11 protein-coding genes (1 of these 11 running past the window's edge) are annotated in these 12,940 nt (G+C 52.4%); 10 read left to right on the top strand and 1 reads right to left on the bottom strand.

Features of this window, described 5'->3' with window-relative positions:
- Positions 1–21: 21 nt before the first annotated feature.
- On the bottom strand, positions 22–2,088 hold the full coding sequence (locus tag ACJJH9_RS13900) for a glycoside hydrolase family 16 protein (protein ID WP_444923128.1): 2,067 nt from the start codon (positions 2,086–2,088) through the stop codon (positions 22–24).
- Between the two features lie 511 nt (positions 2,089–2,599).
- On the opposite strand from ACJJH9_RS13900, the gene ACJJH9_RS13895 reads away from it, so the two are divergent.
- The 10 genes from ACJJH9_RS13895 to ACJJH9_RS13850 form a co-directional block, all read left to right on the top strand.
- Positions 2,600–3,115 (top strand): CinA family protein, encoded by a 516-nt coding sequence (locus ACJJH9_RS13895; RefSeq protein WP_444923127.1) that lies wholly within the window; start codon positions 2,600–2,602, stop codon positions 3,113–3,115.
- Positions 3,116–3,288: 173 nt separating this feature from the next.
- Positions 3,289–4,323 carry a recombinase RecA gene (gene recA / locus ACJJH9_RS13890; protein WP_444923126.1) on the top strand — a complete coding sequence of 345 codons (1,035 nt, stop codon included), beginning with the start codon at positions 3,289–3,291 and terminating at the stop codon, positions 4,321–4,323.
- Positions 4,324–4,812: a regulatory protein RecX gene (locus tag ACJJH9_RS13885; protein WP_444900149.1), complete on the top strand. Its 489-nt coding sequence runs from the start codon at positions 4,324–4,326 to the stop codon at positions 4,810–4,812.
- A 97-nt stretch (positions 4,813–4,909) separates the two neighbouring features.
- On the top strand, positions 4,910–6,388 hold the full coding sequence (gene glpK, locus ACJJH9_RS13880; protein WP_444923125.1) for a glycerol kinase GlpK: 1,479 nt from the start codon (positions 4,910–4,912) through the stop codon (positions 6,386–6,388).
- Positions 6,389–6,435: 47 nt separating this feature from the next.
- A complete protein-coding gene (locus ACJJH9_RS13875) occupies positions 6,436–7,455 on the top strand; it encodes a class I fructose-bisphosphate aldolase (RefSeq protein WP_444923124.1) in 1,020 nt (339 codons plus the stop codon).
- A 46-nt stretch (positions 7,456–7,501) separates the two neighbouring features.
- A complete protein-coding gene (locus tag ACJJH9_RS13870; RefSeq protein ID WP_444923123.1) occupies positions 7,502–8,338 on the top strand; it encodes an alpha/beta hydrolase in 837 nt (278 codons plus the stop codon).
- Between the two features lie 135 nt (positions 8,339–8,473).
- A complete protein-coding gene (locus tag ACJJH9_RS13865; protein WP_152452364.1) occupies positions 8,474–8,659 on the top strand; it encodes a Trm112 family protein in 186 nt (61 codons plus the stop codon).
- A gap of 4 nt (positions 8,660–8,663) precedes the next feature.
- Entirely contained in the window at positions 8,664–9,011 is a 348-nt protein-coding gene (locus ACJJH9_RS13860; protein WP_444900153.1) for a histidine triad nucleotide-binding protein, read from the top strand.
- 71 nt (positions 9,012–9,082) lie between these two features.
- Entirely contained in the window at positions 9,083–11,695 is a 2,613-nt protein-coding gene (gene alaS / locus ACJJH9_RS13855) for an alanine--tRNA ligase (RefSeq protein WP_444923122.1), read from the top strand.
- A gap of 129 nt (positions 11,696–11,824) precedes the next feature.
- Positions 11,825–12,940: the 5' portion of an aspartate kinase gene (locus ACJJH9_RS13850; RefSeq protein WP_444884137.1), read on the top strand. The gene runs 108 nt beyond the window's last position; only the first 1,116 of its 1,224 coding nucleotides appear in the window; the start codon lies at positions 11,825–11,827; its stop codon lies beyond the right edge, outside the window.

Genomic DNA, 12,940 nt, shown 5'->3' with positions numbered 1-12,940 from the left:
ATTGTCCGGTGGCTGTCATCGTTATTCTTCAGCAGAGTCTAGACGGCGGTGTTGGTGCCCTCCCAGTCGATAGTTAAACAGCTGATCATTGCTGAAGCCACTTAGGGGGCAGCAGGGCTGGCATTTTCTTTTAGGGTGCTCCTGTCGCCCATGATGTGGATGGCACTTGTGGGGTGGGTGCTGACAGTAGGATCCAGAGGCTTCACTGGAAAAATAGATGTTATCGATCTCAATATTAGTGATATCTCCTTCTACACCTAATATTTCAAATAACTGAATCACGTTGGACATATCCACTTCATCGCTGAAGTCGCTGACTGGAATGGATATTTGTTGCCATTGGCCGTCACGGACAAATTCATAGGGATCAGGGTTTTTGTTAAATTCGATCCATTTTTGTTCAACATTATTGATGCTGCCACTCTTCATGCCGACTTTAAAAGGGGTGTCACTGCTGGTTTTAAGGAAAAAATTTAGTGTGGCTCTATCGTTATCGTAAGCGGATAGGTCGTGGTAGCTGTTGGCGGTAAACGCCATGCCAAACCAGCCGGCTCCAGAGGATTGGTAGGAGAGGGACTCTTCGCCTTCGAATGGTGATTGAGAGACTTCCAGCAGGGTGTTTTCCCGCACGAATAAATTGCCATCGCTACCCAGCTTAAAAGTCGAATCGGCTTCGAACGTTTCACTGTATACGGAAAAAATGCCAGCGGGGATAGTCTTTGCCTCTCCCTCACTGAAGTAAATGTCATCAATGGCCAAGGTGAACCCCTCTGCAGGTGCGTCACCACGAACCATTATGGCCTGGCTAATGGTGTGGAAGTCCACAGCATATTTGCTTAGCGGAATGCTGACCAAGTGCCATTGTCCATCTCGTTTTAACCCATAGTCTTCACCGCCATCGACTAAATCAACCCAACTATCGCTACCACTGCCAGTGCTGGCGATACCAATACCAATCGTTTCAGTGCTGCTGGTCTTGATACGTAAGTTTAAGTGACCATTTTGATAGTGCATCATATTTAGGTCGTAGTGCATCCAAAAACCCATGCCAAACCAATCGCCAGCGTCAATATTAAATTCCAAGGCCTCATTGTCATCAACACTTGCGGTGGATTCCATATTGTTCCAGATATAGAGTTCGGTATCGGTGCCAAGCTGCAAAGACTCAGAGATATCTTCACCGTCACCGTAGATGCTTAGGTTGCCGAATTTTGCCTTGTCTTCGGCCAGGGTGATTTCTGTGTTGTAGTTATTATCGTCGTTATCATAGATACGGATATAATCCACATACATTTTGGCGGGCATCGGTGCAGTGATTTCTTCATTGCTAAAAATCTGTGGGAAAATACCGCCCACAGCGAGGTTGAGTATCAGGAAGTGCTCTTGACGAAACTCATCAAACGCCGGGTCTTCACTGCCAATGCTGATAATTTCGTTGGCTTCATCGTCCACCCACATCGTAATACGGCCGGGTGTCCAAGTCATACCAAAGATATGGTAATCCTCGGTTAAATCCCTACTGTAGCCAAAATCTTTGATGAGGTTTTTACTTTGACCGTAATCCGCTTGTCCTGTGTATTCATCGGACTCGTGATGCCAGTGGAAGGCACTGGAAATCGTTGAATTGACACTGCCGCTTTCGAGCGCCTCGGCCATGCCGGCTTCGAGAATATCCAGTTCACCGCATGCGGGCCAGCCGACCTGCCCATAGTTATTACCGAGGTGCCAAAAAGCCGGCCAGAGACCAGCGTTAAGGTCAGGTAGCTTGATGCGGGCTTCAATCGTACCGTATCGATAAGAGAATCGGCCAATCGTTTTCAGGCGGGCAGATGTAAAACTGCCATCAGTATTGCGTTGTGCCTGAATAACCAGATTACCCTCTTCAATATAGGCGTTATTACTATTGTCCGTGTAATCTTGTAGTTCGTTATTGCCCCAGCCCCAGCGGCCTACATCGTAAGTCCAGACGGATTTATTAATACTGTTTCCATCAAAATTATCTTCCCAGATTAAAGTTTTTGCGTTGATTAATGGAGAAGCGCAGCTTCCCAGGATAGTCATAACCATCACTGATTGTTTTATTAGCATAGCTTTTTATTCTTTTTTGGCTATCAAAGGGGTATCGTTGATTTTTTTATCGACGAATAAAGCCTAACAAATAGCGGGTTATTCTTGGGTGAGTGCTTTCCCCCTTTATCGCGTGCTCAGTCCTGCTTATCGCACGAGGTTAGTACCATGCATTTTTCTTTGTCCTGTAGCTATATTTTCCGCACTTTTAAAACCTATGAGGATGTTTATGTGTTGGGCGTGCCCGACTAGAAGAGCTACATCTTTTTTGTGGGTAGTTATGTCTTGATTAAAGGGAGGTAGTTTTTTGCATCTACAGAGGCTGTAGTACCGCTTTAGTAATTTTAAGGCTGGCAGGGTAATGTTATTTTCGTTTGCTGCTTGTAGGTCTATGGATGGCTATACGTCATTGCTTGGTGCAGCGGATGGCGGTCTTGTTAGTGGAGGTTGCGTTCAGTTGGCATAATATTAGGTGATGTGCGGGTTGCTCCTGGCGAGTGAGTACCTTGAGAAATGATACGTGGGTAGAAAAATGGCTGATCATGGCGAGATATTAAGTTTGGCACAGCAGCTTGGTGAGGAATTGATAACGCGCTGTTGGTTTGTAACCTCTGCGGAGTCCTGCACTGGTGGTGCGATTGCCGCGGCGATCACTTCTATTCCCAATGCGTCCAATTGGTTTGATGGTTCAGTCGTTAGTTATGCCAATCGCATCAAGCACAGTGTGTTAGGGGTGGATGCGAAGGACCTAAAACAGTTTGGTGCGGTCAGCGAACCAGTTGCCCGGCAAATGGCTTGTGGAGTGCTGGCTATGATGGATGCCAACCTGTCCGTGGCGGTAAGCGGTATTGCTGGTCCCAGTGGCGGTACCGAAGAGAAACCAGTCGGTACTGTGTGGATTGCCTGGGCTCATGCGGAAGGGCAGGAACCGGTTCAGATTGATGCTCGGTGTTTCCACTTTAAAGGGGATCGGGCCACAGTTCAGGCACAAACGGTGCTGGAGGCTCTCAAAGGGATGCTGAAGATCCTGGAGGAGCACCCTGTTTAAGGTGAGCTACCTGGTCAGTTTACTGGTGTGATAGCGGGGTTGTGCTGAATTTAGAGCGGTGTAACCGTGTTGGGAAGATTGGTACTGATTGTGCCGGAATTACTGGTTGCCTATACAGTAATCCTTCGATAAGCTTGCCCCACTCAACACAGCTCAGATATACGGGAACGGTCATGGATTCCAATAAAGACAAGGCATTGAAAGCGGCGCTGTCGCAGATCGAACGCCAGTTTGGCAAGGGCACAGTGATGCGTATGGGGGATAAGGAGCGCGAGCGTATCCCCGCAATCTCCACTGGCTCTCTCGGCCTGGATGTGGCGCTGGGTATAGGCGGCCTGCCTCGCGGCCGTATCGTTGAGATCTATGGCCCGGAATCCTCTGGTAAAACCACTCTAACCCTGCAAGTGATCGCCGAGGCCCAGCGCAAAGGCGGCACCTGTGCTTTCGTGGATGCAGAACACGCCCTAGATCCCATTTATGCCGAAAAGCTCGGTGTAAATGTTGATGAGTTAATCGTCTCCCAGCCAGATACCGGCGAGCAGGCCTTGGAAGTGGCAGATATGCTGGTGCGTTCCGGTGCTGTAGATGTATTGGTTGTGGACTCCGTCGCGGCTCTGACTCCACGTGCTGAGATCGAAGGGGAGATGGGTGACACTCATGTTGGCCTGCAGGCTCGACTAATGTCCCAGGCGCTGCGAAAGCTGACCGGTAACATCAAGAGCACTAATACCCTGGCGATCTTTATTAACCAGATTCGTATGAAGATCGGTGTAATGTTCGGCTCCCCGGAAACCACAACTGGTGGTAATGCCCTTAAGTTCTACTCTTCTGTGCGCCTGGATATTCGTCGCATCGGCTCGGTAAAAGATGGCGATGAAGTAGTGGGTAACGAGACCCGTGTGAAGGTGGTGAAGAACAAGGTGGCCCCACCTTTCAAACAGACGGACTTTCAGATCATGTATGGCGAAGGCATCAATATGATTGGTGAGGTTGTCGACTACGGTGTGAAGCTGGGCTTGGTTGATAAGGCGGGCGCCTGGTATAGCTACAAGGGCGAAAAGATTGGTCAGGGTAAGGCCAATGCTACCAAGTTCCTACGTGATAACCCCGATATCCGCAATGAAATTGAGGGCCAGCTGCGCGCACAGCTGTTGGGCGATCTGGTTCCGGCCAGCCCCGGAGAGGCCGCGGAACTGCCGGAAGAGTAAGTGTCTTTTTCCTCCAAGGCGGCTTTCACCGCCGACCCAGCTCAAGCGCTTTTCGGCGCGGCGCTTGAGCTGCTTACCCGCCGCGAGCATTCCCGTTTGGAATTGAGGCGCAAGCTGGTGGGTAAGTTCCCCGATGCCGACTTCGATGCGCTATTCGCGCGCTTGCAAGAACTCAACTACCAGTCTGATCAGCGCTTTGCCGAAGTTTTTGCCCGTTCTCGTGTTCAGCGTGGTCAGGGGCCCCTGCGTATCCGCCTGGAATTACAACAGCGCGGCATTTCCGCTGAGCTTTTATCCCAGGTCTTAGAGCAGTTAGAGGTGGACTGGTTTTCCCTGGCCCATGAGCAGCTGCAGCGCAAATATCGCTCGCCAATTGATTTGGCGTTGCCGCGGGAACAGCAACTGAAGGAGCGCGCACGTCGCCAACGCTACCTGTCTTACCGCGGTTTCTCTTCAGATGCTATTAGCTGGGCGCTGGACGAAGAGTAATCACGCTTATACTCTCATGCTTGCTTGAGGCGCGAAGGTAATGCTCTCCCTCAGGCTTAGGGTAATGAGAGAAAGAATAATAAGCGCGAGAGACTTTATGATCCTGTCTATTGATCAGGGCACTACAGGCACTACGGCTTTCGTTTTTGATAGTAGCGGCACCCTGGTGGGGCGCAGTTACTCAGAGATCCCCAATTACTATCCAGAGCCTGGATGGGTCGAGCAGGATGCCGAGGAGATCTGGCAAGTCACCCAACGTGTCTGTATGGCTGCTCTGCAGCGTGCTGGTGTTTGCGTATCCGAAATCAAATCGGTTGGTATCACTAACCAAAGAGAGACCACGATCCTGTGGGATCGTCACACAGGCGAGCCAGTACATAGGGCAATTGTCTGGCAGTGTCGGCGCTCGGCGGATATTTGTGCGCAGTTTGCCACAGAAGGAAAGTCCGAATGGCTGCGCGCGCGCAGCGGGTTACTATTGGATGCGTACTTTTCTGCCAGTAAGCTGCTGTGGCTATTTCGAGAGCAGCCGGATCTACAGGCGCGTGCTCGCAAGGGGGAGCTGTGTTTTGGCACGGTAGACAGCTGGTTGATCTGGAAGATGAGCGGTGCCCGCGCGCACATGACTGATCATACTAATGCCAGTCGCACCCTACTTTATAACTTGGAGCAGAAAAGCTGGGATCCAGAGCTATTAGCGCTTTTTGAGTGCCCTGAATCGATTCTGCCAGAAATCAGGCCGTCTGCCGGATATTTTGTCGATACGGATCCAGCAGCTTTTGCTGGCGTCAGTGCACCTATTTGTGGGGTGGCTGGAGATCAGCAGGCGGCGCTGTTTGGGCAAGGCTGTACGAACCCAGGAGATCTCAAAAATACCTATGGCACTGGCTGCTTTATGCTGGTCTATGCCGGCGAAAAACGCCCTGAGCCACCTCGCGGCCTGCTGGCCACAATCGCCTGTGATCCCCATGGGTTACCAGGCTATGCAGTTGAGGGCTCAGTTTTTACCGCGGGTTCTGCAATACAGTGGCTGCGTGATGAAATGGGATTGATTCAGCGGGCTGTCGATAGCGAGATTATTGCGCAGAGCATTCCCAATACCCGCGGAGTGTATTTGGTGCCGGCGTTTAGCGGCCTGGGTGCACCACACTGGGATTCGTCGGCGCGGGGGACCTTGTGTGGCCTGAGCCGGGGCGCGGGGCGGGCTGAAGTAGTTCGCGCCACTCTTGAGTCCATCGCCTACCAGAGTGATGAGCTGGCGCGGCTTATGGAAGAGGCTCTAAAGGTTGATATCAGCCATATGCGTGTCGATGGTGGGGCAAGCGCGAACAATTTCTTGATGCAGTTTCAGGCCGACATTTCCGATCTGCGTGTAGAGCGCCCCAGACAGATTGAGTCCACGGCAATCGGCGCGGCGCTATTGGCGGGGATCGGCAGTGGTCTCTGGCATTTTCACCGGCTACCGGAGCGTCTGCTGGAGATTGAGCGCGATTTTCTGCCGGGAATGCCAGCAGAAAAAAGGGATTCCCTACTGACGGGTTGGAAGCGAGCAGTTGCAGCCTGCAAAGTATTCTAATTTAAGCGTCTATCCTTGACTGGGTTTTGACACATGGAGGTGTTTCTATGACAGTTTACGATGAGTTAAAAGCAACGATAGATTCTCTGGTCGATGGTCGTCGGGGAATCCTGGCTGCAGATGAGAGCAGTGGAACTATCGCCAAGCGCTTTTCTGCTGTAGGGGTGGAATCAACCGAAACAAACCGCCGGGATTACCGTGCGGCCCTGCTGTCGAGTGAGGGGCTTGGGGACTTTATTTGTGGTGTCATTCTGTTTGAGGAAACGCTCGGTCAGAGTGATAGAGGTGGTACGCCTTTGCCTGAGGTGGCGGCGGCACAGGGGATTCTACCGGGTATTAAAGTTGATAAAGGCAAGGGGCCTCTTCCCGGTGCGGAGGGGGACATGATCACCTATGGGCTCGATGGCCTTATCGAACGCTTGCGGGAATATAAGGCGCAGGGAGCGCGATTTGCCAAGTGGCGGGAAGTGTATCCCGTGAGTGCTCACAACCCCACTGAGTTGGGGCTTACGGCTAACGCGGAAATGCTGGCTCGGTATGCCGCCGCTTGCCAGTCTGAGGGGGTGGTGCCCATTGTTGAGCCGGAAGTGCTAATGGACGGCAGTCACAGTCTTGAACGCTCCGCGACTGTTAACGAACAGGTTTGGAGCAGTGTTTTTCATGCCTTGAATCGTCATGGTGTTATTTTGGAGTTGATGTTGCTCAAGCCGAGTATGGTCACTCCCGGAGCAGAGTTGCCTAGTGCGGAGCCGCAAGAGGTGGCTGAATACACTTTGCGCAGCCTGCGCCGCAGTGTGCCTGCCGCAGTGCCCAGTATCAATTTTCTTTCTGGTGGTCAGGGCCCGGAAGAGGCTACAGAAAACCTGAATGCCCTTAACCAGCTTAACAATGCCCCATGGCAGTTGAGCTTCTCCTATGGAAGGGCATTGCAACAGCCGGCGTTAGCGACTTGGCATGGCAAGCTGGAAAATATCGAAATGGTGCAGAGAGCTTTGGTTAAGCGAGCATGTATGAATCATCTAGCTATGTTGGGTAAGTACCGAGATAGCCTTGAGGGGGAGGGTTAGGGGTGACCAAACCTCGATAAAACAATAAGGAAAGTGGGCTGCGACAATGGAATTTTTAACAAGAAACATCAGTTTGCATTACCGCCGCTGGTGGGTTGAAGACGCGCGGGGAACTGTGGTGATTTCCCATGGGCTGGGTGAGCACAGCGGCCGTTACGTTAATTTAGCGGCACATCTTAATCGGGCAGGTTTCAGTGTGTATGCGCCGGACCATTATGGTCATGGTTTGTCCCAGGGGAAGAGGGGGCACATAGAGGATTTCTCGCTCTATAGCGAGGACCTCTATGAATTTATCTGCCTGGTCAAAAGTGGTAACCCCGGTACAGGGCTGCATCTGTTGGGGCATAGTATGGGGGCGGTGGTCGCATGTGGCAGTGCCATTCGCTATGGGGCTGTAGATAGCCTCATCCTATCAGCACCGGGTTTCCGCGGGGCTAAGGAGCCTTCGGGACTCGAGTTGAGGCTGGTACTGATGCTGGCAAAGATGTTCCCAGGGCTAGTGCTTTCCAGCAGGATAGATAGCCAGTGGTTGAGCCGGGATTCTGCGGTAATTGAAGCTTACCGTGAGGATGAGCTAACGCATCGAGGGGTTTCACTGCGCTGGTTTGAGACATTTCTACGCGAGCGGGAGTTTCTCTCCGCTAATCTGGAGCGATTACTGGTGCCTTGCCTGATGTTGCTGCCGGAATCCGATCGGCTGGTGGAAGCTGGAGTGAGTCGTGAGTGGTTTGGGCGGATGGGCTCGGCCCGCAAAATGCTGCACTGCTTTCCCAAGGCTTATCATGAGCTTTTTAATGAAGTCGAAGAGGGACGTTTAGCGCGTGATCTGCTGCTTGGTCATTTAAAATCTTACGAACCGCAGGCGGGGCCTGTCGTCTCTTGATAAAAATAAAGGGCTGCCAACCATGCTGGTTGTCACCCTTGGCGAATGCCGTGAAAAACCCTATGAAGCATTGTATGATACGCGGTCATTTTTGCCCCCTGCTTGTTACGCCAGGGGGAAATAGTGGGGTGGAACATGGATAAGAAGTTACTGAGCCTGTTAGTGTGTCCGGTAAGCAAGGCGCCGCTTGAGTACCGTGAGGAGACCCAGGAGCTGGTGTGTAAAGCTAGCGGTCTGGCCTATCCAATAAAAGACGGCATTCCGGTGATGCTGGAATCCGAGGCGCGTCAGCTGACTGCTGAGGAAAAGCTGGAAAAATAAACCAATGGGTGAACCCAGCGTTTTCAGTCGAATTATCTCGGGCGAAATTGCGAACGAGAAAATCTACGAGGACGATCTTTGTATCGTTATTGAGGATCGGGCGCCACAAGCCCCGACCCATCTCCTCATTATCCCGCGTAAACCCCTGGTTAACTTGTTCGACGCCAAAAGCGATGACAAGGCTCTGCTCGGCCATCTGATGTGGGTGGCGGCTGAACTTGGTAGAAAGCTGGGATTAGAGGGATTTCGACTTGTGGTCAACAATGGTCGAAGCGCGGGGCAGACCGTATTTCACCTGCATGTCCATCTACTGGCTCAACAAACCATGCCCGAGCAGGGGCTTGCACAGTAGCGGGACAGACGAGACACCGCGTCACCGGTGTCATTCAATAACTCTCAACTAACGAAGTGGAATTACGCCGGATGAAAAGCGCACAGATTCGCGACGCCTTTCTGAATTACTTTGCCGAACAGGGCCACACTGTGGTGCCGTCAAGCTCCTTGATTCCGGGCAATGACCCGACCCTGCTATTCACCAACGCCGGCATGGTGCAGTTTAAGGACACCTTCCTCGGTCAGGAAAAGCGTCCCTACAACCGGGCCACTAGTTCGCAGCGCTGCGTGCGTGCTGGGGGTAAGCATAATGACCTGGAAAATGTAGGTTATACCGCGCGCCACCACACCTTCTTCGAGATGCTGGGTAATTTCAGCTTCGGTGATTACTTTAAGCGCGATGCCATCCGTTTTGCCTGGGACTTCCTCACCAAGGTGCTGAACTTGCCAGAAGAGCGCCTGTGGGTAACCGTGCATATCAGCGATGATGAAGCAGCCGATATTTGGCAAAAGGAAGTTGGGGTGAGCCCTGAGCGCTTCTCCCGTCTTGATGAGGATAATTTCTGGCAAATGGGTGATACCGGCCCCTGTGGTCCCAGTTCAGAAATTTTCTTTGACCACGGCGAAGATGTACCCGGTGGCCCTCCTGGTTCCGACAACGACGATCTCGATCGCTATATCGAGATTTGGAACCTGGTATTTATGCAGTACGAACGCACGGCGGACGGTGAGCTGCACCCGCTGCCTAAACCCTCTGTCGATACCGGAATGGGGCTGGAGCGTATCGCCGCTGTTATGCAGGGCGTGCACTCAAATTATGAAATTGACCTGTTCCAGGCGTTGTTACGAGCGGCTAGTAGCATTGTTGGTTGCGATAACCCAGAGGAAAAGTCTCTGCGTGTGATCGCTGATCATATTCGCTCTTGCTCCTTCTTAATCGCCGATGGTGTTATGCCTTCCAATGAAGGTCGTGGCTTTGTATTGCGTCGTATTATTCGCCGGGCAGTGCGTCATGGGCACAAGTTGGGCCACAAAGAAGTCTTCTTCTTTAAGTTAGTGAACGCTCTAGTAGAGCAGATGGGAGAGGCCTATCCAGAATTGCGTGAGAAGCAGTCGCTGATTGAGCAGGCACTGCGCAAAGAGGAGGAGCAATTCGCCAAGACCTTGGATAAAGGTATGGCTTTGCTTGAGAGTGCATTGAGCACTCTCGAAGGGAGTGAGGTGCCGGGTGAGTTGGTATTCACCTTACACGATACCTACGGTTTTCCTACAGATCTAACCCAGGACATCGCCCGCGAGCGCGGCCTATCTCTGGATATGGCGGGTTATGAAGCCGCTATGGAAGCTCAACGTGAGCGGGCCCGTGCCGCCGGTAAATTTAAGCAGGATTATACCGAAGCTTTGGATCTGCAAGGTGCCACGGAGTTCCTTGGATACGAAACCACCGAAGCAGAAGGCACAGTAACCGCGATTCTCAAAGACGGAGATCAGGTTGAGCGTCTGGAGAATGGGGAAGAAGGCGTGGTAATCCTCGATCGTACGCCATTTTACGCTGAGTCAGGTGGTCAGGTTGGGGATAGCGGTTATCTAAAGGCCGCATCGGGCCGTTTTGAGGTGCGTGATTGTGCCAAGCAGGGCGGTCACCATTTACATGCCGGCAAGCTGCTGCAGGGAACAGTAGTTGTTGGTGAGCAGCTCGCTGCTGAGGTGTCAGCGGATGTACGCCAGGCAACGGCATTGAATCACTCCGCGACTCACTTGCTACACGCCGCTCTGCGTAAAGTGCTCGGCGAACACGTAACCCAGAAGGGCTCATTGGTGGATTCCGAGCGCTTGCGTTTTGACTTCTCCCACCCGGAAGCGGTCACCGCCAAGCAATTGCATGCGATCGAATCCCTAGTGAACACGCAGATTCGCGCGAACACACCGGTTGATACCTGCGAGACAGATATTGAGTCAGCCAAAGAAATGGGTGCCATGGCACTGTTCGGTGAAAAGTATGGCGATACAGTGCGCGTTCTCTCTATGGGCGCTGTAGAGGGCAGGACTTTTTCTGTAGAGCTGTGTGGTGGCACTCACGTGAAACGCACGGGGGATATTGGTCTTTTGCGTATTGTCAGCGAGAGTGGCATCGCTTCTGGCCAGCGACGTATTGAGGCGGTCACCGGTGCGCATGCGCTGTCACAATTTGATCGAGCTGAGCAGCGGCTAGAACATGTTGCGGCTCTCCTTAAGGCGCGCCCGGACACTCTTGCAGATAAGGTAGAGCAGTTACTGCTCAATAACCGCAAGTTGGAAAAGGAAGTTGCGCAACTCAAGACTAAGCTGGCCAGTGGTGCTGGTGGAGACCTCAGTGCCCAGGCAATAGAGATTGCGGGCTTTAAACTGTTGGCTACATCAATCGACGGCGCCGACCCTAAATCTTTGCGTGACCTGGCTGACCAAATGAAGAGCAAATTGGGCAGCGGAGTTGTATTGCTGGCGGCGCCGGGAGAGGAAAAGGTTGCCTTGGTTGCGGCAGTGACTAAAGACCTCACCGACCGCCTATCGGCGGGAGACCTGATGCGTTTTGCTGCTGGCAAGATTGGCGGCAAGGGCGGTGGTCGCAGCGATATGGCGCAGGGGGGTGGCACCGATGCTTCGGCTCTGCCAGGTATGCTGCAAGAAGTGCCTGTATGGGTAGAGAACGCCCTAAAAAGCTGATTTCGGCCAATTTGGCGCCATAAATAGCGTGTGAAGTTGATTTCGCCGAAGTTTGGTGATTAAGTGCGCGCCTGCACGATTTCGGGTGGTGCGCGGACTTGGCCTGGAGCTAAGGAAACACAGAAAGTTATGAGTTTGTTCGTGCAGAAATACGGCGGGACTTCCGTAGGCTCTATTGAGCGTATTGAAGCCGTCGCCGATAAAGTAGCCGCATTTCGTGCAAAGGGGCACGGTATGGTTGTCGTTCTTTCCGCTATGAGTGGAGAGACCAACCGCCTGATTGAGCTCGCCTACCAGATTCAGGAAAAACCCGACCCCCGCGAACTCGATGTACTGGTGTCCACAGGTGAGCAGGTCACTATTGCGCTGTTGAGCATGGCCCTTAAGAAGCGCGGTTATGATGCCTGCTCCTATACTGGCGGGCAGGTCAAGATCCTCACGGATAATGCCCACACCAAGGCTCGCATCCAGCGCATTGATGTCGAGCGTATGCGCACAGACCTGGATGAAGGCAAAGTAGTTGTGGTTGCCGGTTTCCAGGGCGTGGATGACAACGGAAATATCACCACTCTGGGGCGCGGCGGTTCAGACACCACGGGGGTAGCGCTTGCTGCTGCCCTTGATGCCACGGAATGCCAAATCTATACGGATGTTGACGGGGTCTATACCACTGATCCACGTGTGGTGGATAGTGCGCGCCGTATGGATCGGATCACTTTTGAGGAAATGCTGGAAATGGCCAGTCTTGGCTCCAAGGTCCTGCAAATCCGCGCCGTGGAGTTCGCTGGCAAATACAAGGTTCCGTTGCGCGTGCTCTCAACATTTGAAGAGGGTGAAGGAACCCTGATAAGCCTGGATGAGGAAGATAACGAGATGGAGCAGCCTGTCGTATCCGGCATCGCATTTAACCGTGATGAAGCCAAACTAACGATCCGTGGTGTCCCAGACACCCCTGGTGTTGCCTGCCGTATTTTGGCACCTGTCGGTAAAGAGAATATCGAGGTCGATGTAATCGTGCAGAATATCAGTGCGGTTGACGGGACTACCGATTTTACTTTCACGGTACATCGCAATGATTTGGTTAAGGCTCGCGAAGTCTTGGAGCGTGTTTCGGCGGAACTTGGCGCCCGTGAGGTGATCACAGACGACAAGATTGCCAAGGTTTCTATTGTCGGCGTGGGAATGCGTTCCCATGCGAATGTGGCCAGTCGTATGTTTAGTGCGCTGGGTGAAGACAATATCAAC

Source organism: Microbulbifer mixtoriginis (SeqCode), from assembly GCF_052466715.1.
Note: the sequence above shows the minus strand (reverse complement) of the source record. Positions and strands in the feature narration are given on the sequence as shown.

Coding starts and splice junctions, on each gene's coding strand:
- ACJJH9_RS13900 (WP_444923128.1), bottom strand. CDS start 2,088: ATGCTAATAAAACAATCAGTGATGGTTATGACTATCCTGGGAAGCTGC.
- ACJJH9_RS13895 (WP_444923127.1), top strand. CDS start 2,600: ATGGCTGATCATGGCGAGATATTAAGTTTGGCACAGCAGCTTGGTGAG.
- recA (WP_444923126.1), top strand. CDS start 3,289: ATGGATTCCAATAAAGACAAGGCATTGAAAGCGGCGCTGTCGCAGATC.
- glpK (WP_444923125.1), top strand. CDS start 4,910: ATGATCCTGTCTATTGATCAGGGCACTACAGGCACTACGGCTTTCGTT.
- ACJJH9_RS13875 (WP_444923124.1), top strand. CDS start 6,436: ATGACAGTTTACGATGAGTTAAAAGCAACGATAGATTCTCTGGTCGAT.
- ACJJH9_RS13870 (WP_444923123.1), top strand. CDS start 7,502: ATGGAATTTTTAACAAGAAACATCAGTTTGCATTACCGCCGCTGGTGG.
- ACJJH9_RS13865 (WP_152452364.1), top strand. CDS start 8,474: ATGGATAAGAAGTTACTGAGCCTGTTAGTGTGTCCGGTAAGCAAGGCG.
- ACJJH9_RS13860 (WP_444900153.1), top strand. CDS start 8,664: ATGGGTGAACCCAGCGTTTTCAGTCGAATTATCTCGGGCGAAATTGCG.
- alaS (WP_444923122.1), top strand. CDS start 9,083: ATGAAAAGCGCACAGATTCGCGACGCCTTTCTGAATTACTTTGCCGAA.